This is a genomic window from Streptomyces avidinii (genome assembly GCF_045161815.1).
In the GTDB taxonomy this organism is placed as follows: Bacteria; Actinomycetota; Actinomycetes; order Streptomycetales; family Streptomycetaceae; genus Streptomyces; species Streptomyces avidinii.
In genome coordinates this window covers 1,702,109-1,723,621 of record NZ_CP108863.1, presented here as the reverse complement: position 1 = coordinate 1,723,621, position 21,513 = coordinate 1,702,109, and the positions used below count along the sequence as shown (strand labels likewise).

11 protein-coding genes are annotated in these 21,513 nt (G+C 76.3%); 1 reads left to right on the top strand and 10 read right to left on the bottom strand.

Annotated elements, in window-relative coordinates; genetic code table 11:
* The first annotated feature begins 76 nt into the window (after positions 1–76).
* Positions 77–868, top strand: a complete 792-nt coding sequence (locus OG373_RS07675) for an ATP-grasp domain-containing protein (protein ID WP_405436933.1) — start codon at positions 77–79, stop codon at positions 866–868.
* On the opposite strand, the gene OG373_RS07670 is transcribed toward OG373_RS07675, so the two are convergent.
* The 10 genes from OG373_RS07670 to OG373_RS07625 form a co-directional block, all read right to left on the bottom strand.
* A complete protein-coding gene (locus tag OG373_RS07670; RefSeq protein WP_405436931.1) occupies positions 859–1,782 on the bottom strand; it encodes an SDR family oxidoreductase in 924 nt (307 codons plus the stop codon). The genes OG373_RS07675 and OG373_RS07670 overlap by 10 nt on opposite strands.
* A gap of 9 nt (positions 1,783–1,791) precedes the next feature.
* Positions 1,792–3,093, bottom strand: coding sequence for an MFS transporter (locus OG373_RS07665; RefSeq protein ID WP_405436929.1), 1,302 nt, complete (start codon positions 3,091–3,093; stop codon positions 1,792–1,794).
* Positions 3,094–3,113: 20 nt separating this feature from the next.
* On the bottom strand, positions 3,114–4,388 hold the full coding sequence (locus tag OG373_RS07660; protein ID WP_405436928.1) for an alkaline phosphatase family protein: 1,275 nt from the start codon (positions 4,386–4,388) through the stop codon (positions 3,114–3,116).
* A 55-nt stretch (positions 4,389–4,443) separates the two neighbouring features.
* On the bottom strand, positions 4,444–5,352 hold the full coding sequence (locus tag OG373_RS07655; protein WP_405436926.1) for a galactokinase: 909 nt from the start codon (positions 5,350–5,352) through the stop codon (positions 4,444–4,446).
* A 131-nt stretch (positions 5,353–5,483) separates the two neighbouring features.
* The gene (locus OG373_RS07650) at positions 5,484–7,364 is read right to left on the bottom strand and encodes a methyltransferase domain-containing protein (protein ID WP_405436924.1); all 1,881 of its coding nucleotides are present in this window, start codon (positions 7,362–7,364) and stop codon (positions 5,484–5,486) included.
* Positions 7,361–8,536: a glycosyltransferase gene (locus tag OG373_RS07645; RefSeq protein ID WP_405443977.1), complete on the bottom strand. Its 1,176-nt coding sequence runs from the start codon at positions 8,534–8,536 to the stop codon at positions 7,361–7,363. The genes OG373_RS07650 and OG373_RS07645 overlap by 4 nt, the downstream gene beginning before the upstream one ends.
* Positions 8,537–8,538: 2 nt before the next feature.
* On the bottom strand, positions 8,539–9,360 hold the full coding sequence (locus OG373_RS07640; protein WP_405436922.1) for an alpha/beta fold hydrolase: 822 nt from the start codon (positions 9,358–9,360) through the stop codon (positions 8,539–8,541).
* Between the two features lie 7 nt (positions 9,361–9,367).
* Positions 9,368–9,688, bottom strand: coding sequence for an acyl carrier protein (locus tag OG373_RS07635; RefSeq protein ID WP_397729524.1), 321 nt, complete (start codon positions 9,686–9,688; stop codon positions 9,368–9,370).
* Positions 9,678–14,387 (bottom strand): beta-ketoacyl synthase N-terminal-like domain-containing protein, encoded by a 4,710-nt coding sequence (locus OG373_RS07630; protein ID WP_405436920.1) that lies wholly within the window; start codon positions 14,385–14,387, stop codon positions 9,678–9,680. The genes OG373_RS07635 and OG373_RS07630 overlap by 11 nt, the downstream gene beginning before the upstream one ends.
* Positions 14,380–21,306 (bottom strand): SDR family NAD(P)-dependent oxidoreductase, encoded by a 6,927-nt coding sequence (locus OG373_RS07625; protein WP_405436918.1) that lies wholly within the window; start codon positions 21,304–21,306, stop codon positions 14,380–14,382. The genes OG373_RS07630 and OG373_RS07625 overlap by 8 nt, the downstream gene beginning before the upstream one ends.
* Between the last annotated feature and the right edge of the window lie 207 nt (positions 21,307–21,513).

The window sequence follows — 21,513 nt, the reverse complement described above, 5'->3', positions numbered from 1 at the left end:
GGCCCGCCTGATCGACTCCCGCCCGGCAGGGTAATCCGCTGTCCCGGCCCATGCGGGCCGGGACAGTATGGCCCGCATGACCCACGATCGCGTCCTGCTGCTCGCCCCCCGCCCCTCCGACACGGCGCGCCGCCTGACCGGGGCGGCCACCGGGCGCGGGCTGCGTGCGATGACGGCCGAGGGCTGGAGCGCCCCGGAGGGCGTCCGGGGCGCCGGACGGACCCATCTCTACGGAGGTCCGCTGCTCGCCGACAAGGCGGCGGGCGAGCTGGACGTCGTCGCGCTGGAGCCGCCCGCCGACTGGCTCGCGCGACTGCCCCTCGCCCTGACCGGGCGCCGGGTCGAGGCGGTCACCCTGGCCGAGGCACGGCGACTGCGCCGGCCGGCCTTCGTCAAACCGCCGACCGACAAGTTCTTCCCGGCCCGGATCTACCCGGACGGCTCGCGGCTGCCCGGCCCGGACGCCTTCGACGACGACCTGCCGGTGCTGGTCAGCGACATCGTCCGGTTCGCCCGCGAGTACCGGCTGTTCGTCCTGGACGGAGCCGTGCACGACGGCAGCCGCTACGCGGTCGGGCCCCGGCTCGACCCGGCGCCGCTCGACCTGGACCCGCACGCGGCGGAGGTCCGCGCCTTCGCCGCCGAGGTGCTGGCGGCGGCCGACGGCTCACTGCCCTCGGCCACGGTGGTCGACGTGGGCCTGACGGACGAGGGCGGCTGGGCGGTCGTCGAGGCCAACCCGGCCTGGTGCAGCGGAGGGTACGCGTGCGACCCCGAGCGGGTCCTGGACGTCGTGCTCCGGGCCGCCGGGCCCAGGAGCGAGAGCACCCCGGCGGACCTGCCGTTCGCCCGGACCGCTCAGCGGTAGCCGGTGGTGTCCGCGGGGCGGCCCGGGTCCTGGACCTCCACCATGTAGCGCCAGCAGTCCGGGCGGCTGCCGTCCAGGTCCGTGAAGCCGTAGACCTGCGCCAGCTGCCCGCTGGAGAGGGACGTGCCGTTCCAGCGCGCCACCTCCGGGTCCGCGGCGAGCGCCGCGACCGCCCGGCCCACGTACGAAGGGGTCTCCGAGATGCCGAAGTGGGGGACCTTCGCCAGGGCGTCCCGCCAGTTCGCCTCCGTCACGCCGAAGTTGTCCAGCATCATCTCCGAACGCAGCCAGCCCGGGGTCAGTGCCACCGCCGTCGCCCCGCGCGGTCCCAGCTCGTGGCCCAGAGCGAACGCCATGCGCAGGACCGAGGACTTGGCGATGTCGTAGAAGAAGGACACCCGGTAGTTGGCCGCGTTGTACTCGGCGGTGCCGTCCGTCATCTCCACCACCAGACCGCCCGGCTCGCGCAACAGCAACGGCACCGCGAAATGGCTGGTGACGGCGTGGGTCTCCACCGCCAGCCGCAGCAGCCGCAACCCCTTGTCGAGGTCGTGCTCCCAGACCGTGCTGTCCCACTCGAAGAGCAGCTCCCCGCCCCAGATGTCGTTGACCAGGACGTCCAGCCGGCCCTGCTCGCCGTCGATCCGCCCGATCAGCGCCTCGACCTCCGCCGGCACCAGATGGTCGGCGACCACCGGGACACCCCGGCCGCCCGCCGCCGTGACCAGCTCGGCGGTCTCCTCGATCGTCTCGGGCCGGTCGTACTCCGAGCGGCTGCCCCGGGTGCTGCGCCCCGACACGTACACGGTCGCGCCCTGCGCGCCCAGCTGGACCGCGATGCCCCGGCCCGCGCCGCGCGTCGCCCCGGCCACGAGGGCCACCCTGCCCTCGAGAGTTCGCTGTGTTTCCGGCATGCCCCGACCCTACGACGCCCGGTCCGCCCGGGTCCCGCCGAACACGGCGACCACCGTCACGGAGAGCAGCAGCCCGGCCGCCGCCAGGCCCAGCGCAGGGCCCGGCCCCCACAGCGTCCAGGCCGCCCCGAACATCAGGGAACCCGCGAACCGGGCCAGCGCCTGCGCGGTCTGGAGCACCGCGAGCCCGGTCGTGCGCAGCCCGGCGGGCAGCAGCGGCCCGGCGGCGGCCATCAGTACCCCGTCGGTGGCGGCGTAGAACAGGCCGAGCGGTGCGAGCACGCCGACGACCAGCAGCGCCCCGCCCGGAACGGTGACCGGGGCCAGGAGCAGCAGGCAGGCCACGAGCAGCAGGAGGTGCCCGCCGAGGAAGACCCGGCTCCGGCCCAGCCGGTCGGCGAGCCGCCCCACGGGCAGCGCGGCCAGCAGGAACACGGCGGCCGTACCGACGGGCAGCAGCGGGAAGTACGCGGCCGACAGGTCGAGCCGGCGTTGGAGCAGCAGGTAGAGGAAGGCGTCCCCGACGGTGAACAGGCCGAGCACCGCCGCGGTCAGACAGAGCCGCCGCAGGCCGGGCAGGCGCAACAGGGTGCGTACCGGCAGCGGCGGACGGGCGGGACGGGACGCGGGCGCCGGGCCGGGTGGCGCAGCGGAAGCCGGGGCGGGAGTCGGGGCGGGAGTCGGAGCCTCGCGGACGAAGAGCGCGAGCAGCACCACCCCCAGGACGGCGACGCAGCAGCTGACCGTGAACACGGCCTCGTACCCGTCCACCGCCACCCACAGGATCCCGAACGCCGCCAGCGGCCCGAGCAGGGCGCCCGCCGTGTCCAGCGCGCGGTGCACCCCGAAGGCGCGGCCCTGCTCCCCGGGTGGCACCGACAGCGAGATCAGCGCGTCGCGCGGGGCGGTCCGCAGGCCCTTGCCCGTCCGGTCGGCGGCGAGTACCGCCGCCACCGACCAGGGGGTGGCGGCGACGAGCAGGGCCGCCTTGCACACGGCGGACAGCGCGTAGCCGGTGCCCGCGACGAGCTTGCGGCGCCGGGTGCGGTCGGCGATCCGGCCGCCCGCGAGGCGGAGCACCGCGGTGGCGCCCTGGTGCAGACCGTCCAGGGCGCCGAACGCGAGCGGGGACATGCCGAGTCCGGCCATCAGGTACAACGGCAGGACGGCGGTGACCATCTCCGCGGAGACGTCCGTGACCAGGCTGACCAACCCGAGCGCGAACACCGTGCCGGGGACGGCCCGCAGGGGGCCCTTCGGGGCCGGGGCGTCCCCGGCGATGTCCGAGGCCCGGGTGGTCGACAGGTACACGGATGCCTCCGGGGCCGGGTCTAGAACCAGTTGACGGTGAGCGGGAACGCGGCGGTGACGGTGGTGCCCGCGGAGTCGGTGGCGGTCGCGGTGATCTGGACGGTTCCGCTGCCCCACGGCTTGCCGCTGATCCGCCCGGAACCGGCGTCCACGCTCAGGCCCCAGGGCAGGCCGGTGGCCGCGTACCGGACCGGCGGTCTGCCACCGGTGGCACTGAGCTGGATGGTGCAGGACTGGTTGAACCTGCACGTCTGCGGGCCCGGGCTGGTCAGTTGCAGATCGCCCGCGGTCGGGGTCGGGGTCGGGGTCGGTGTGGGAGTCGGTGTCGGGGTGGGCGTGGGGGTCGGAGTGGGTGTCGGGGTCGAGGAGGTGTCGAACACCTCGGTGATCGGCTGGACGTTGGCCGCGTTGCCCGCGTGCGTCGCCGTGCCGAAGAGGTCCTCGAAGGTCCTCAGCAGATGGTGGTGGTTGAAGGCCGTGGCGTACTTGCCCGTCTTGACCTTCGCGCCGTAAAAGACCGTGGCGATCTGATTCGAACCCAGGTAGTTGTCCTCGTCCCAGGTCAGCACCAGCAGACTGTTGTTGGCCTTCGCCCACTGCGCGTAGGCGTCGATGTTGTTGCGCGTCCAGGTGTCGCCCGTGCCGACGGAGCACGAGTGCATGTCGTTGCACTGGTTGGGGACCACGAAGGACAGGTTCGGCAGCGCCGCGAAGTTGTTCTGCGGGAACTGCGCCCAGGTCTTACCGGTGTTCAGCGGCACGTTCCTGAAGGCGAACCACGGGTTGTGCTTCTGCGCGTACTGGCCGTTGGTGCAGGCCGTGGACCCCTCGCTCGGCAGGTCCTCGTTGTACGTCGCGAAGCTCTTGCCGGCCGCGATCAGCTCCTGGCCGAGGTTGGGCGCCGTCATCGACTGCGGGGTGTAGCAGCCGTCGCCCGTGATCCCCTGCGTGGCACCGGAGAAGAGGTTGAAGTAGTTCGGCTGGCTGGGGTGGGTCAGCGCCTTCATCCCGGTCAGGCTCGCGCCGCCGTTCGCCAGCTGGTTGATGTACGGGGCGTTCGCGCTGCCGATGATCTCCCCGTACTGCTTGTTCTCGTACACGACGACCACCACGTGGTCGTATGTCGGCAGCGCGGCGGCCGCCGCCGCGGGCGCGGAACCAGGCTCCGCCGCCTCGGAGTTGGCCACGGTGAAGGCGCCCAGCAGGCCGAGCGCGCCGAGCCCGGCCACGAGCGCGGGCCACAGGGCCCCGCGTCTCGCGCGCGCCGTCGCCGAGGGTGGTGGTGGGGTGGGCATGGGTGTTCTCCTCCTGGTGAAGTGTTCTGCCGCCCGGGTCGGCCCCGGGACGGAGTCATTCCTCGCGCCGCGCCGCACCGGCCACGGCGATGTTCAGGAACCGCGGTACGGGCCGACCGCGGTCGCGGAAGTCCTCCGCCACCGCCGCCCGCACCGCCGCCAGCCGCCCCTCGGGCAGCAGCACCAGCACGCTCCGACCCGGCCGCTGCCCGGGCGGCCAGGCACTCAGCGCCCCCGCCCGGCGCGCGCAGGCCACCGCGCGCGCCAGCTCCCGGGGCCGGTCCGCGGCCTCCCCGCGCACGGCGACCAGCACCAGCCGCGCGCCCGAGCCCGCCGGGTCGAAGGCCACGTACCGCTGCCGCCGCCGGGGCTCCGCGCTCAGCAGCAGCGCCCGGCCCGACCGGGCGAAGAGCACCGCCCGCCGCAGACCGTCGTCCCCGTCCGGCAGCGCTCCGGCCAGCAGCCGGGCCAGTTGCTCACGGTCCGGCGGCTCACCCGCCCCCGTGTGCACGTCGGCCACCGCCAGCGCCACCGCGCACTCGGCGGGCTCCGCCGTGGCCAGCCCGGCGGCCCCCGTGAGGGAGCCCTGGACGTGCAGGTCCGTCCCGCCGAGGCCGTACCCCTCCCGGGCCAGCGCCCGCAGCACGGCATACGGCCGGACGGCCCAGGCGGGGGCGGCGGGCGGCGGCCCCGTCACGGTCAGCGGCAGATCGCAGCTGTCCGCGGGATGGCCGAGGGAACTGAGCCGTACCAGGCCGTCGGTGCGCGGGGCGGCCGCCGCGGCCGTCGGCCAGCCGGCCGCCGCGACCAGCCCGGGGGAGCCCAGGTGGAAGGCGTACGGGGCGCTCCACACGGCCGCCGCGGGGCGCCCGTGCGCCGCCTCCAGGGCGTAGGCGACGAGCCGGTACAGCGGATCGGCCGTCGCCCGCCGGGCCAGGTCGCCTCCGGCGCGGTCGGCGGTCACGGTGGCACCGGCCGAGGGAGCGGGCCCCCGGGGCGGTACGGCGGAGGCGGATGCTCCTGCCGTGTCCCGGCGGGCCGCCGCGCAAGGGGGTCGCTCTCCCGTGGGCGGTCCGACGGAGCCGGCCGCGCGCGTCACGGGACGTCCTTGCGGGCCAGCATCCGGTAGGCGTTGCCGCCGTCCGTGCGCCGGGCCACCGCCGTGCGCAGCGTGTCGAGCACCGCCGCGGCGGCGAAGCACGGCAGCGAGGCCACCCGTACGGCATGCCCGAGGAGCCGGGCGCGCGGCGTGGGCCCCGGGCCCCACGGCCGGTCCGGATCCGGGGCCAGCCGCGTGGCCGCGAGGGCCACCGCGCCGAAGAAGTCATTGCCCTGGTGGGCCGGTCCGTGCTCCTCGGCGACCACGGTGAACCCCCGGTCCGCCAGCGCCTCGCGCAGGTTGGCGGCGGGCGCCAGGTGCTGGTGCTGGGGCTGGAACCAGGGCAGCCAGACCGGGCCGAGGAGCCGGGCCATGCGTGATTGCGGATCGGGCAGCTCGATGGCCAGGAACCCGCCGGGGGCGAGCACGGTGGCCGCCGCGTCCAGTTCGGCGAGCGGCTCCCGGGTGTGCTCCAGGTAGTGGTACATGCTGACCACCTCGTACTGGCCGGCCAGCTTGGAGGCGAACTCCGGGAACTGGCCCAGGTATCCGGTCTCCACCCAGCCGCGGCGCTCGGCCTCGCGCACCCCCTCGCCCATGTCGAGCCCGTCGAACCGGGTCCGCGGCCAGACGTCGCGCGCCGCGTTGCAGAAGTGGCCGTGCCCGGTGCCGACGTCCAGCCAGGACGCCGGATCGGCGTGCGCAAGGAGCATCTCGGCGCGCCCCCGGTAGGCGGCTCCCAGCCTGCCGAAGACGGTTCCCGCACCCTCACCGCCGCGTCCGTCGTAGAAGTCGCGGTAGTAGAACTCCAGCCCCTGCGGGGTCAGCCGGGGGTTCTGGAAGACATGGCCGCAGTCCCCGCACTGCTCCAGCGTGAAACGGCCCGGCTTGCCCTGCAGCAGGTCGGGCACCCGGACCCGCACCGTGAGCCGGTCGGAGCCGCACCACGGGCAGTCCGCGCGGCGCGGTTCCAGGAAGCGCCCGGTCCCCGCCGCCAGGTCGTCGCGGTAGGCGGCCGTCCGCGCGGCGTCGGGTGCGCTGCCCGACGCGCCGTCCGCCGCCGTGTCCCGGCCGGCCGCCGCGACCGTACGCAGGCCCGCGCCGAGGGAGCGGACCGGCCGGGCCGCCGTGGCGCGGCCCAGACCGGCGGGGTGCAGCGGGGAGCCCGGCCCGCCGAGGGCCAGGTACGGCTGGAGCCAGTACAGTCCGGCCGCGGCGGCGCCCCACCGGCCCTGGCGTACGGCGACCCCCGCGAGCAGGGCCAGCCCGCCGACCTGCACGGCGGCCAGCGCCCCCGGCGGCAGCCCCTGGGCCCGCAGCTCGGCGGCCCGCGCCGGCCCACCGGGCTCCCCGGCCCCACCGCAGCTCAGGCCGGGGGCGATGGCCAGGCCGGTGGCGTCGGCGGCGTACTCCTTCAACCGGCGGGTCAGCGAGAGCAGTTCCGCCGTGTCCGGGCGCGGCCCGGCCGGGTCCACCCCGGCCCGGGACAGCACCTCCTCGGTGACGAGCACGGCGAACCCGGCCCCGCGCCCCGCTGCGAGCCGGTCCTGTCGGTACCGGGCCGGGTCGACCAGGCGCAGCAGCCCCAGGGCCCGCTCGGCGGGCAGGTCCGCGGGCAGCAGGTCCAGCACCCGCAGACCCTCCGCCTCGGCGTGCGCGCAGGCGGCGAGGAAGGTGGGCGCATCCGGTTCGACCCCCCGGGCGGTGAGCAGCCGCCACCCGGCGGCGCGCGGCACCCCGGCCGCCGCCGCGGGCGGGGTCACCGGCAGTACCGGGATCGCCCGGAGCCGGCGCCTGGCGCGTACGGTGCCCGCGCCGAGGGCGGCCAGTAATACGGCGGAGGTCCAGGGGACCCGCGAGAGCGGGGGTGGCGTCATAGCAGTTTCTCCAACCGGTCGGCCGCGGCGGCGGCTCCGCCCGCCGCGGCGAATGAGGCCTGGATCCGCCGGGCGGCCCGGCGCGGGCCGGGGTCGTCCAGCACGGCCGTGAGCGCGTCGCGCAGTTCCTCGGCCCGGGTCCTGCCGAACCGCACCCGGACTCCCGCTCCGGCCTCGACGACCTGCCGGGCCACGATCGGCTGGTCGTCCCGGATCGGGGCGACGACCAGCGGCAGCCCGTACGCGAGGGCCTCGCAGACGGTGTTGTGGCCCGCGTGGCACACCACCGCGTCCAGGTGGGGCAGCAGCTCCAACTGGGGGACGCGCTCCTGGAGCAGGACGTGGTCCGGCGCGTCCCCGATCAGGGCGGAGGGCGCCGCGAGGACGAACTGGACCTCCTCGGCGAGTCGTTCGGCGGCGCCCAGCACGGCGCCGTAGAAGCGGGCCCCGGCCGCCTGGTTGAGGGTGCCCAGGGACACCAGCACCCGCCGCCGCGCCGGATCCAGCCGCTGCCACGGGAACCCGGGCGTTGCCGGACGCGCCCCGAAGGCCGGGCCCACGAAGGTGTGGTGCGGCGGGAAGTCCGCTCCCGCTCCCACGAGTTCGGGTGTGGAGAAGACCAGCACCAGCCGCTCGGAGAACCGCGGGTCCCAGTCCGCCCGGCCGCCCGGTCCACCCCGCGCCGCGCCGAACTCCGCGAGCAGGCCCGAGATCTGCCCGGCCACCCACTCCCCGACCTTCGGGAAGTCCGCGAAGGGCCGGGTCAGTTCGGCCGAGGTACTGGCGGACGTCACCCACGGCACCCCGAGCCGCCGGGCGACCAGCGGTCCGGCCAGGGCCTGCTGGTCGGCGACCAGCACGTCCGGCCCGAACGTGCGCACCGCACGGGTCACCCCCGGCACCATCGCCCGGGCCAGCGGTACCAGCGCCTCCTCCCACAGGAACCGCAGCGCACCCACCCCGCGCAGATCGCGCCAGCGCTCGTGCAGCTCCGCGTACCCGCCACCGAGGTCCTCCCCGGCGGGCAGGATCCGGGCCTGCGGCGGCAGCAGCCGGGCCAGCGCCGAGGCCGGTCCCGTCCAGGCGATCTCGTGTCCCCGGGCGGCCAGTTCGGCCCCGACGGCCACGGTCGGATTGACGTGTCCTGTCAGCGGCGGCACGGCGAACAGCACCTTCACGGGACCAGAGCTCCCACCCGCGCCCGCGCGGCCGTGGCGTCCAGGTGGGCGAGCACGCCCTCCCGCAGGACCCCGCTGCTCTCCTTCAGGACGTCGTGCCCGAGGCCCGGCAGGATCCGCAGCGCACCGCGCGGCGCGTGCTGCGCCAACGCGCGCCCACCCGGCAGCAGTTCGGAGTGCTCCCCGCAGACGATCAGGACCGGGCAGCGCAGCCGGGCGTAGTCCGCGGCGGTGAAGGTGCGGCTCGCCGCGATGTCGTCGATGAGCGTGGTGCGGTTGAGCAGGGCGTCGGCGATGGCCGTGAGGTTGGCGGCCTTGCGCAGCCGCAGGGTGAGCAGCTCGGTGGGGACCGTGCTGTCCTCCAGACTGAGCGCGGCGGCCGACAGGGTGTCCACCATGTTCTCCACCCAGGCCCCACTGAGCGGCGGTTCCAGGAGGGTGAGCCCGGTGACGAGGTCGGGCCGGGCCAGTGCCGCGTGCAGGGCGAGGGTCCCGCCGTAGCTGTTGCCGACCAGGTGGACCGGGCGCTGCCCGAGGTCCAGCGCGCCGAGCAGGGCGAAGAGGTCCCGTACGGCGCTGCGGCTGTCGTAGCCGGACCCGGGGCGCTCGGTGCGGCCGTGGCCGCGCAGGTCGTAGAGGACGGCCTCGTGGCCGGACCGGGCCACCGGTACGGCCAGGGGGCAGTAGAAGGAGGAGAGGTTGTCGACGACCAGCCCGTGCAGGAACACCACGACGGGCCGGTCGGGGGCGTCGGCGCCGGCGGTGGCCGGGAGCCGCTGGACGTGGAAGCGCAGGGAGCCCGCGCGGACGAAGGCCACGGCGGGCTCAGCCGGCCGAGGCGGCGGAGGTCCCCGCAGCCGCCCGCGCCAGGGAGGTGTGGGTGATGCGGCCGATGTGGGTGACGAGTTCGCCCACCGACATGGCCAGGATGGCGTCCATGTCCTTCTCGGCCAGGAAACCCATCAGGTCGACCTCGGCGCCGTAGCGGTGGTGCAGCAGTTCGGCGAGGGCGACGAACTCGATGCTCTCCAGGGCGAGGTCCTCGTTGAATGTCGTCTTCATCGTGACCTCCTCCGCGAGCAGGTACTCGTCGCCGACGATCTCCACGAGCATGCCGGTGATCTCGGCGAGGATGTCAGTTGCCATGACGGGCCTCCGTGAGGGGGAAGGGGACGGGGCGGGGGGCGGGCGCCGCGAGGTGAGCGGTCCAGGCGACGACGTGGTCGGGCGCCGTATCGGCGGCGAGCGTGCTGTCGGTGAACGTGCTGTCGGTGAGCGGGGCGGTGCGGACCGGGTACGGGTCCCCCTCGGGGGAGGTCACCAGCAGGGCGCCGGAAATCGCGTCCCCGGTCACCCTCCAGTCCCGAGGCCGCCCGCCGAGCCCGCCCCCGGCCGCCTTGGCCGCGGCCTCCTTGGCGCACCACAGGGCGGTGAGCGCGGCGGGCAGGCCGGTGCCCCCGTGGGCGGCCAGCCGTTCGGCGAGGCGCAGTTCGGCCGGACCGAGGGCGATCCGGATCAGCGCGTCCGGATCGGCGGTCACCCGCTCCGCATCGATCCCGACCGGCAGGGTCGGGTGGGCGAGGGCCACCGCGATCCGCTCCTTGTGCGCGATCGACAGCCGGAAACCGCGCGTCGACGGGGACTCGGCCAGCGGCCGCCCGGCCGGATCGTTGCCGATCGGCACCTCCACGGGAAACACCGGCCCGGCCCCGCCGTCCCACAGCAGCTGCCGCAGGGCGTCCTTGGCCGCGATCCGGCCCAGCAGCCACGGCGCCCGGGCGCGCGGCGCGAGCCGCTCGTAGGCCGACCGTTCGGGGGCGCCGAGGTAGCGGCGCATCACCAGCTCCTGCGAGGCGGGATCGTTCCAGCGGCGCCGGGCCAGGCACCAGCCCTCGGGCCGCGGTTCGCCGATGCCGCACACCTCCGGGGTGAACTTCATCGGCCAGACCCGCTCGTCGGCGCCGAACCGGCGGTACGTCCACCCCTCGATCCGGGCCCACACCCCGCCGCCCGCCCCGCGCAACTCGATGTCCCCGCGCACGGTCACGTCCTGCACCGCGCGGATCCGGGCCGTCGCGGTCACCAGCTCCCGCGCGGCGGGCGGGGGCCCGTAGAAGCGGATGCGTTCCACGGTGGCCGGGAACACCAGCCGGTCGACCGGGAGACGCAGCTGCATCCAGTGCCCGAAGAGCTGCCCGGCGGCGTCGAGCAGCGCGCCCGGGTCGGGCAGGGCCCGCAGGACCCCGTGGATGCCGTCCGCGCCGACCGACCGCACCTCGTGCACCCCGGCGAAGCGCGGGCCGTGGAACATCCACCGGTCCCGGTAGAGGGCCGCCGCACTGACCGGGGCCGGACCGGGCTCGCGCAGGGGGGTGTCGTCGGGCGCGGGCGGCGTCCCGTACCGCTCGCCGAGCAGTACGACCACCGAGGCGTACTCCCCGAGCCCGACCCGCAGTCGGCCGGGGCCGTCACCTCGGACGGTGACGTCGACGTCGACGGCCGGCTCGACGGCGAGCCACCGCAGGGCCCGTACGTCCTCGTAGCCGATGACGGCGAGGCCGGGCGGGGCCTGCCGCCGGGCGGCATCGGCGGCCAGCTCCAGCATGGTGGTCATGGGCACGACGGGGAACCGGTCGGAGTCCTCAGGCCAGCCGTCGGGCTGGAGGTACACGCAGTGGTCCCGTACATAGGGGAGTGCGGCCAGGGACAGCCGCAGGGCGCGGTCCGCCGGGGCCGGTGCCGGGGCTGCGGGGGCGGTCGCCCCTGGCGCCTGCGGGGGTCGCGGGATCCCCGCCGACCAGGCCTCGGCGACGGCCCTGGCGGCGGAGTCGGTATCGGCCAGCACCGCGTCCAGGGCGGACAGCAGCACCGGCCGGGGGCCGCCCGGTGCCGTCGGCGTCGGCGTCGGCGTCGGCGTCGGGTCCGGGGTCGGGGCCGGCGCCAGCAGGCCGGCGAGGGCCGCCCGGGCCGGCCCGCCGAGCCGGACCAGCGGGGACCCGAGGTCCAGCCGCATGCCACGCCCGGGGGAGGGCGCCGGGCGCGGTGCGGGCGCCGGCGCCGGCTCCTGCGCCGGCACCGCTTCGGCCCCGGCCTGCTCCTCCGCCCCCGCCCCGGCCAGCAGGTCCCACCGCGGCGCGTACCCCTCGGCCCAGAGCGCGGCGCAGGTGCGGCCGAGGGCCGCCAGGCCCGGCAGGCGCGGGGAGGAGGTCGACACCGACAGGTGGGGACGCTCGCGCAGGCTGTCCTCGACGAAGCCCGGCAGGCTGCCGGGGCCCAGCGTGACGAAGCTGCGCACGCCCTCGTCCTCGTACAGCCGCAGCGTCAGCTCGCGGAAGCGGACCGGCTCCAGCAGGTGCCGGACGACCAGGTCCCGTACGTCCCCGGGCGCGGGCGGGAACGGCGCACACGTGGTGGCCGACCACACCGGGACGGAGCCGGGCCGCAGCGGCAGCCGGTCGAAAGCGGCGCGGACCTGCCCGAGGTACGGCTCCCACATCGGGGTGTGGAAGCCCGAGCGGAACGGCAGCTCCTGACCGAGCACCCCGTCGGCACGCAACCGTGCCACGACGACGGCCACCTGCTCCGGATCGCCGCAGATCACCGACTGGTGCGGGCAGTTGTCGTGACTGACCACCACCCGCTCCAGACCGTGCAGCGCGGCCCGGGCCCGCGGCGCGCCACAACCCAGCGCCGCGTACACGAGGTCCGGGACCCGGAGGTCGCCCGGCTGCAGAGAACGGAGGAAGGTGTCGGCCGCCTCCTGCGGGTACATTCCCGCGGCCACCATCGCCGCCCACTCGCCCAGGCTGTGGCCGGCCAGCACATCCGCCCCGATGCCCAGTTCGGGCAGCGCGCGGGCGAAGAAGCGGCCCGTCGCGATCGCGTCGAGGGCCCGCTCCACGAGCGATGTGCCGCGGGTGAGCCGGGGCGCCGTCAGCGCGAGCCGGTCGGCCACGTCGTCCACCACGGGCGCGAACTCCGGCTCCAGGCCCGGGAACAGGAACGCCACCCGGCCGCCCAGCGGCTCCGGGGTGAACCACACGTCCCCGCGGCCCCGCCACGGCCGGCCGCGCGCCACCGCCTTCGCGGCCAGCGCGAGCCGCTGGGGTGTCGGCCCGACCACCGCGACCCGGCAGGGCCCGTCGCCCCCGGACACCGGGGCGGCGGCCGCCAGCCGCGTCGCGAGCTGCGCCGGAGTGTCCGCACCGATCAGGAGTACGTCGCCACCCGCGGCGGGGCCCACCGGCGCGGCCGCGTCCCCCAGCGGCAGGAAACGACGCACCGGAGCCACCCGGCCGCCGCCGGGGACCGGAGCGGGAGCCGGGGTGGGGACCGGAGCGGGCGCCGCAGTGGCGACCGGGGTGGGGACCGGGACGGGGGTAGTGGTGCGGGCCGGGTGCGGAGCCGTCGGTGCCTCCTCCAGCACCACATGAGCGTTGATCCCGCCGAAGCCGAAGGCGTTGACCCCGGCCCGGCGCGGCTGCGGCCCGCGCTCCCACGGCTGTGCCGCGCTCACCGGCCGCATCCGGGTCCGGGCCAGATCCGGGTGCGGCTCCTCGAGATGCAACGTCGGCGGCAGCACGCCCTCGTACACCGCGAGCGCCGCCTTGATCAGCCCGGCCATGCCCGAGGCCTGCATGGTGTGCCCGAGCATCGACTTCACCGAGCCGAAGCCGATCCCGCCTCCGCCCCCCGGCCCGGGCGGACCGAACACCTGGGCCAGAGTGTCCAGTTCGGCCGCGTCCCCCACCGGGGTGCCCGTGCCGTGCGCCTCCAGCAGACCGAGCGCCCCCGGAGCCCGCGGATCCAGTCCGGCCTCCCGCCAGGCCCGCTCCAGAGCCTGCACCTGGCCCGCCACCAGCGGGCTCATCAGGCTTGCCGCGCGGCCGTCGCCGGCCACGCCCGTACCGCGGATCACCGCGTACACGCGGTCCCCGTCGCGCTGCGCGTCCGCCAGCCGCTTCAGCAGCACCACCCCGGTGCCCTCGGACAGCAGGGTCCCGTCCGCCCTGCGGTCGAAGGGCCGGATCCGCTCGCTCGGGCTGAGCGCCCGCAGCTGCGTGAACACGCTCCACAACGTCGCGATGTGGCAGTGGTGGACCGCGCCCGCGACGACCGCGTCGCAGCGCCCGGCGGCCAGCAGTCCCACCGCCTGGTCCACCGCGAGCAGGGAGGAGGCACAGGCAGCGTCCAGGGTGTAGGCCGGGCCGCGGAAGTCCAGCCGGTTCGCGGTCCGGGCCGCCGTGAAGCTGGGCACCAGCCCGATCGACGCGTCCGGCCGCTCCGGACCCAGCGCCTCCTGGAACGCGGAGCGCACCTCCGCGATCCGCCGCTCGCCCAGCTCCGGCGCCAGCTCCCGCAGTGTCTGCGCCAACTGGTGTGCGGTACGCACCCGTTGGTCGAGCCGCGCGGTCGCCACCCCCATGAACCCGCCGCGCCCCAGCACCACCCCGATCCGCGACCGGTCGGCGGGCAGCCGGGCCTCGCCGCCCGCGTCGGCGATGGCCTCGGCCGTCGCGTGCAGGGCCAGCATCTGGTCCGGCTCGGCCCCCTCCGCGGCGGCCGGCATGATCCCGAACCGTGTCGGGTCGAAGGTGGCGAGACCGTCGACGAAGCCACCGCGCCGGCAGTAGAACCGGTCGCCCGCCACCGGTCCGGTCGCGCCCCGCGGGTCGTAGTACACCTCCGGATCCCAACGCCCCGGCGGGACCTCGCCGATGGAGTCCGTACCGGCGAGGAGGTTGCGCCGGTACGCGGCCAGATCGGCGGCCCCCGGGAACACCGCGCCCATCCCGACGATCGCGGCATCGGTCGGTCGGGGGCCGCTCCGCCGTGCGTCAGACATCGCCCCGGCCCCCCTCCGCCATCAGGACCACCTGGACGTCACTCCCGTGCGTCAGTTCGTCGAGGAACGCGGCGGTCCCCGCGTCCGGCGCGATGAGCGGGATCCCGCGCCGGGCATACGCACGCTCCAGCTCGGGGGTGACCATCCCGCCCGCCTCGGCCGCCCAGGGGCCCCAGTCGACGGCCAGCACCCGGCCCGGGAAGGACTCGGCCCAGGCGTGCGCGAGGCCGTCGAGGGCGTCGTTGGCCGCGGCGTAGTCGCACTGCCCCCGGTTGCCGTACACCCCGGCGACGCTGCCGAACAGCGCCAGGAACCGGGGCGCGGGCCAGGACCCGTGCCCGGCCGCCGCGGCGGCCAGGTGCCGGGCTCCGGCGACCTTGGTGGTGAACACCGTGCTGAAGTCGACCGGTTGCTTGTCCCGCAGCAGCCCGTCCCGCAGCACCCCGGCGCCGTGCACGATGCCGTCGAGGCGGCCGTGGCGCTCGCGTACGTCGGCCACGACGGCCCGTACGGCCCGCTCGTCGGTGACGTCCGCGCAGTGGTAGCGGACGGAGGCGGCCGCCGCGGCGAGCGCGGCGAGGGTGGCCCGTACCTCGCGCTCGGCGAGGATCCGCGAGGCCGCGGCCTCGATCTCCGCGGGCGTACGCAGCCCGGCGGCGATCAGTGCGGCGCGCAGCGCGACCCGGTCCTGGGCCTGGCCGAACTCGTCCGCGCCGGCGACCGGTTCGGGCGTGCGCCCGATCAGTTCCACGTGGCATCCGGTGGCGCGGGCCAGGGCGAGCGCGGTGCGGGCGGTGATGCCGCGGGCGCCGCCCGTGAGCAGTACCACCGCGTTCCGGTCCAGGAGCGCGGGGCCGTCAGGGGTGCCGGTGCTCGGCAGGGGGGCGGGTACGGGGAGGCGGGAGACGCGGGTGCCCTCTGCCGTGTAGCCGACGGAGGCGGTGGGTCCGTTGTCGTGGCTGGCGGTTCGGATGCTGCCGCTGCCGCTGCTGCCGCCGCCGTCGCTCAGTTCCGCGACCAGTTGTGCCGCGATGCGCTCCGGGTCCTCCTTGGGGTGGATGCCCACGGCCCGGACCAGCGCATCGGGGAATTCGAGGGCCGCGCTGCGGGCGAAGCCGTGCAGTCCGGCGCCGGAGGTGCCGGGCCCGGTGACGAGCAGCAGCCGTGGGGTTCCGGTCATCAGGGCCTGCCGCAGCCCCGGGAAGGCTTCGGGCAGTACGGGGCCGGCGGTGGTCCGCAGTGCGGAGAGGTCGACGAGGCCGTCGAAGCCGGGCTCGGCGGCGGGGAGGAACGCCGGCTCGGCGCCGAGGGACTCCAGGGCTGCCGCGAGGGCGGGGGCGATGCCCTGGCCGTCCTCGACGAGGCCGATCCGCAGGCCGCGCAGGGTCTCGGGGGCGGCGTCGGCCGGCGGTACGGGCACGAGGTCCACCCGGAGTCGGCTCACCGGGGGTGCCACTGGTCGTGGATCGGGGACGGGGGTGGTGGGTGCGGTTCCGTTGCCGGGTGTGCCGGGTGTGCCGGGTGTGCCGGGTGTGCCGGGTGTGCCGGGTGTGGCAGGCGCGGCGAGCGCCGCGGGTGCGGCGGGTGCGCGGGAGGTGACCCAGTCGACGATGCCGCGCAGGGTCTTGACCCGGGAGAGTTCCTCGACGGCGGACTCGGTGGTGCCGCCCGGGTCCTGGGGGAGGCCGATCCGGTCGGCGAGGGCGCCGATGATCTCCACCCGCTTGATGGAGTCGATGGAGAGGTCCGCCTCCAGGTCCAGCTCGGGGTCGAGCATGTCGCGGGGGTAACCGGTGCGGGTGTGGACGATCTCCAGGACGAGGTCCATGACCTCCTCGGCGGTGCGGGGGCCCGGTGGCGCGGGGGCTGGGCCGGTGGGGGCGGTTCCGCCGGAGCCGGGCGCGCGCCGGGGCGTCTCCTCGGACGCCGAACGTGGCGCGGGGCCGGAGAGTGCGGCGGCAGTGCGTTCGGCGCCCTGCGGGGATCGCCCCGACACACTCCCGGCCCCGTCGGAACCGCGGCCCGATCCGGCGGCCCGGCCCAGGGGACCCGCCGGTACGGCGCCCAGGTAGCCGAGCAGCACGTCCCGCTGGGCCTCGACCAGTTCCCGCGTGCTGCGCAGGTATTCCAGCACCGCCTCCTCCCGTCCGTTCGTGGTCGGCGTGGAGTCGGCCGCCCGTACCCGCTGCGGCGGGCGCAGGCCCCCCGGGACGGGTGCGCCGTCCGCGGTGCGGACCAGGTGGCCGTCCACCAGCCAGCCCGGGCGCCGCGGGGCGTGGTCCGGGAGGCGGGAGGTCCGGCCGCGGAAGAGGGCCTGCGGCGCCACCGGCACGCCCGCAGCCATCAGTTCGGCCACCGCCGTGACCAGCCTGACCAGGCCGTGCTCGCCCGGCACGTCCAGCGGGACCACCGTGTGGGGTCGGCCGTGCAGGATCCGGCCGACCAGGCCGGACAGGACCCGGCCGGGACCCGTCTCCACGAACGTCCGGACACCGGCCGCGTGCATGGCCTCCACCTGCTCGACGAACCGGACCGGCTCCGCGACCTGGCGCGCCACAAGGCTTCGGACCTCGTCCGCCGCGGCCGGATACCGGTCGGCTGTCGTGTTCGACCACACCGGGGTGTGGGGCGTTGCCATCCGGGTCGTCGCCAGTTCGGCACCGAGGGATGCCGCCGCCCCTGCCACCACCTCGCTGTGGAAGGCGCAGGCCACGGGGAGGGGTTCGGCCGTGAGCCCTGCCTCGCGCAGGGCCGTCACCGCCGTGGACACGGCCTGTGTCGGGCCCGAGATCACGCACTGCCGGGGGGCGTTGTGGTTCGCCACCACGCAGCCGGAGCGGGCCGCGATCTCCCGCACCTCCTCCGGGGCGGCCGCCACCGCGGCCATCGACCCCGGATCGGCGCCTGCGGCCGTCACGATCGCCTCGGCCCGGCGGGCGCTCAGCCGCAGCAGGCTCTCGGTGTCGTAGGCCCCCGCCGCCCACAGCGCGGTGAGCTCCCCGTACGAGTGCCCGGCCACGGAGTCAGGCCGTACGCCGAGCTCGCCGAGCAGCAGGTGCGCCGCCGCCCCGGCGAGGCCGAGGGCCGACTGCGCCACCCGGGTGTCGGTGACCGCCGCCCGCTGCGCCGTCCGTCCCCCGGCGGTGAACGCCGCCGGCGGGAACATCGCGGACACCACCCGGTGCGGGGCCGAGTCCAGCAGGGTGCGCAGGGTGGGGAACGCCGTGAAGAGGTCGACGAGCATGCCCGGGCGTTGGCTGCCCTGCCCGGGGAAGAGGAACGCCACCCGGCCCGGCTCTGCCGCTTCCTCCCGTACGTGGACCCCCGCGCCCGGGGTGAAGGTGCGGGCCCGCTCCAGCCGGGCCGCCAGTTCGTCGTGATCGGCCGCCACCACCGCCACCGTCACCGCGCCGGTACCGGTGGCGGCGGTCTCCGCGGCGAGGTCCCGCAATGCCCAGGGGCGTCCGGCCGCGTCGTTCTCCTCCAGCCGTGCCGCCAGCCGGGCCATCGCCCGGCCCGCCGCCCGCCGGTCCTCACCGCGGAAGCAGAACAGCTCCGCCGGCCATTGCTCCAGCCCGTGCCGGGGCTCCGCCGAGCCGCCGTAACCGGCCAGCACCGCGTGGTAGTTGGTACCGCCGAAGCCGAAGGCGCTCACCCCGGCGATCCGCCGCTCCGCGGGGACCGCCCAGGGCCGGGCCTCGCGGTCGAAGGAGAACGGGCTGCTCTCCGACCGCCAGGCCGGGTTGGGCGTGTCGATGTGCAGGGTCGGCGGCCGCACACCCGTGTGGACCGCCCGGGCGGCCTTGATCAGCCCGGCCAGGCCGGCCGCGCACTTGGTGTGCCCGAGCTGAGACTTCACGGAGCCCAGCGCGCAGGCTCCGGGCTCTGCCCCGGACGCGGTGAACAGCTCGTTCAGGACGGAGAGTTCGGTGCTGTCCCCGACGACGGTGCCGGTGCCGTGCGCCTCGATCAGGCCCACCTCGTCGGCCGTGATGCCGGCCCGCGCATAGGCCCGCTCCAGTGCCCGCCGCTGGCCCTCCGGCCGGGGCGCGGTCAGGCCGAGGGACCGGCCGTCGCTGGCGGCGCCCACCGCCTTGATCACGGCGTACACCCGGTCCCCGTCGCGCTCCGCGTCGGCGAGCCGCTTCAGGACGAGCGCGCCCACGCCCTCACCGAGCGCGATCCCGTCGGCGGCGGCGTCGAAGGGCCGGCAGCGGCCGCCCGGTGACAGGGCCCGGACGGAGGCGAACATCAGGTAGTCGTTGATCCCGTTGTGTACATCGGCGCCACCGCACAGCACCATGTCGCTGTCGTGGTCGCGCAGTTGGCGGCAGGCGAGGTCCAGTGCGGCGAGCGAGGAGGCGCAGGCGGCGTCGACCGTGCAGTTCGCGCCACCGAGGTCGAGGCGGTTGGCGACCCGCCCGGCGATGACGTTGGCGAGGATCCCGGGGAAGGAGTCCTCGGTGAGCCGGGGCAGTTGCTCGTCCAGCTCGGCCGGGAGGTCGCCCAGGTAGGCGGGATGCAGGGCGCGCAGCCCGTACGCGCCCGCGAGTTCCGTACCGGCCTCGGCGCCGAAGACCACCGAGGTCCGGGAGCGGTCGAAGGCGCGGTCCTTGCCGTAGCCCGCGTCCCCGAGGGCGCGGGCGGAGATCTCCAGGGCGAGCAGTTGCACCGGTTCGATCCCGGCGAGCGAGGCGGGCGGGATGCCGTGCGCGAGGGCGTCGAAGGGCACCGGGCCGAGGAAGCCGCCCCAGCGGGACGGGGTGCGCTCGCCGGCCCGGGCCGGGTCGGCGTCGTAGTAGAGCGCCGGGTCCCAGCGCTCGGCCGGCACCTCCGTGACGGCGTCCGTCCCGGCGAGGACCATGGCCCAGTAGGCGGCGAGGTCCGGGGCGCCCGGGTAGGCGCAGGCCATCCCGACGATCGCGATGTCGAGCGGGTCGGCAGCCTGCGGCGCCCGCTCCGCGGACGGTCCGGTGCCGGCGAGTTCGCGGGCGCGGCGCTCCAGCAGTGCGGTGGCCCCGTCGGTGACCTGTGCGTGCAGCGCGGCGATCGTGGTGGTTGCGGTACGCAGGGCGGCGGCCTGGCCCAGCATGAACAGCCCGTCGGACTGCTGCTGTTCCTCGGCCACGGGCTCCAGCACGCTCCCGTCGGGGCTTCTGCGCAGGCCCTTGCTGGCGATCCGCAGCCGCCCCAGATTCAGCCGCTCCAGCTCCTCCCACATCGTGCGCGGCTCGATTCCGCTCTCCGCGAGCCGCCGCCGGGTCGCCTCGAACGTCTCGGCGTACGGGGTGGCCGCGCACCGGGTGGCATGGCCGGGCGCGGTGCGCAGCAGGACGGTGTCCGCGCACTCCACCGCCGCCCGCTGGAAGCCCGGCCGGATCGCGCCCGCCGCCACGGCCTCCTCGGTGAACAGGTAGGCGGTGCCCATCAGCACCCCGATCCGGGCGCCCCGGGCGGCCAGTGGGGCCGCGGCCGCCACCGCCATCGCCGCGGACCGTTCGTCGTGGATCCCGCCCGCGAACAGCACGTCCAGGGACTCCGGTTCGGAGCAGGTCAGCAGCCGCTCGATCTGCTCCTCCCACAGCGGGAAGGAGGCGCGCGGCCCGACGTGTCCGCCGCACTCCAGGCCCTCGAAGACGAACCGCCGCGCCCCCTCGGCGAGGTAGCGCTCCAGCAGTCCGGGGGAGGGCACGTGCAGGTGGGTCCGGATGCCGGATGCCTCCAGCGGGGCCGCCTGCGCCGGGGTGCCGCCGGCGATGATCGCGCAGGGCGGACGGGCCTCGGTCACGGCCGCCAGTTGCGCCTGGCGCAGCTCGGGCGGGGCGAAGCCGAGCAGGCCCACGCCCCAGGGGAGGTCCCCGAGCCGCTCCGCCGTCTCCGCCAGCAGCCGGCGTACGTCCGGGCCCTCCATCACCGCGAGCGCGAGGTACGGGACGCCGCCCGCGGCGGCCACCGCGGCGGCGAAGGCCGCCTGGTCGCTCACCCGCGTCATCGGGCCCTGCGCGACGGTGAGCGGCCGCCCGAGGGGCCGGGCCCGTACGGCAGCCTCCAGGTGCCCGGCGACGGCGGCCCGTACGGCCTGCAGGACGCCTCCGGCGGTCCGGTACCGCGCGGCCAGCCGGGCCGCCGAGGCCCCGTCCTGCCCGACGGGCAGCAGCTGCGTCCGCAGGTCCCGGGCGCCGAGCAGGGTGTGCACGGGCCCTTCGGGCGGGGTCAGATCGGGCCGGGCGAACACCCGGTGCCCGTCGGCCAGCCGGGTCTCGGAGCCGTCCATCGCCCGCAGCGCGGCCGCCACTTCCTCCGGCAGCCCGGCCTCGCCCTCCGCGGTCAGGGCCAGTTGTACGTCGAGCAGGACCCCGGCGGCGCCGCCCGCGACGGCCGCGGCCGCCGTGTGCGGCCCGATCCCGCCGCAGGCCCGTACGGGTACGCGGATCCCGGGGTCGCCGAGGAGCTGCTGGAGCAGGACGAAGGTGGTGGCCGAGCCCACCCGGCCGCCCGCCTCGTGGCCCTTGGCGACGAGCGCCTGGGCGTCGGCGGCCACGGCGGTCCCGGCCTCGGCCGCACTGGTGACCTCGGCCCACACCCGGGGCCGCCCCGCCGCCGAGGCCCAGGCGGCCACCCGTTCGGGGGTGTGCGCGTCGGGGTGGGCGAGCAGCACGGTGTCCACCGCGGCGGGGAGTTCCGCGGGGCCGAGCGGGCAGCCGGCGGGCACCCGCACGCCGTACCGGGCACTGCTGCCGAGCCTTCGGCCCAGCTCCGCGAAGGCGCGCCGGGCGGCGCCGGGGTCCCGGCCGAGGTCGAGCAGTCCGAGGGCCCCGGCGCGCTCGGCGGCGGTCACGACGGCCGGGTGGGGCTCCTCGAAGGGGCTGACCGCGACGACCAGGTCACGGGTGACGGCGGGCTGCGGGTGGGGGGTCACGGGCGCTCCTCTTCCAATGCTGTGTGACATGGCGGAGTGCAGGGCGGAAGGGCGGACGAGCAGGTGATCAGGCGAACCGACGAGCCGACGAGCCGTGCAACGGCGGTGCGGGGCAGGGCGGAGGATGGGGGAGTGCGGTGGTCACGCGCACCGGCCGGGGCACCCACCGCGGGTACGGCGGGCTTGAACCGTGGTCAAACACCCGCA

What these genes read in the sequence shown, in the direction of transcription:
- OG373_RS07635 (WP_397729524.1), bottom strand. Translation starts at nt 9,688, where the DNA reads ATGGCAACTGACATCCTCGCCGAGATCACCGGCATGCTCGTGGAGATC.
- OG373_RS07660 (WP_405436928.1), bottom strand. Translation starts at nt 4,388, where the DNA reads ATGCCCACCCCACCACCACCCTCGGCGACGGCGCGCGCGAGACGCGGG.
- OG373_RS07675 (WP_405436933.1), top strand. Translation starts at nt 77, where the DNA reads ATGACCCACGATCGCGTCCTGCTGCTCGCCCCCCGCCCCTCCGACACG.
- OG373_RS07670 (WP_405436931.1), bottom strand. Translation starts at nt 1,782, where the DNA reads ATGCCGGAAACACAGCGAACTCTCGAGGGCAGGGTGGCCCTCGTGGCC.
- OG373_RS07630 (WP_405436920.1), bottom strand. Translation starts at nt 14,387, where the DNA reads ATGTCTGACGCACGGCGGAGCGGCCCCCGACCGACCGATGCCGCGATC.
- OG373_RS07650 (WP_405436924.1), bottom strand. Translation starts at nt 7,364, where the DNA reads ATGACGCCACCCCCGCTCTCGCGGGTCCCCTGGACCTCCGCCGTATTA.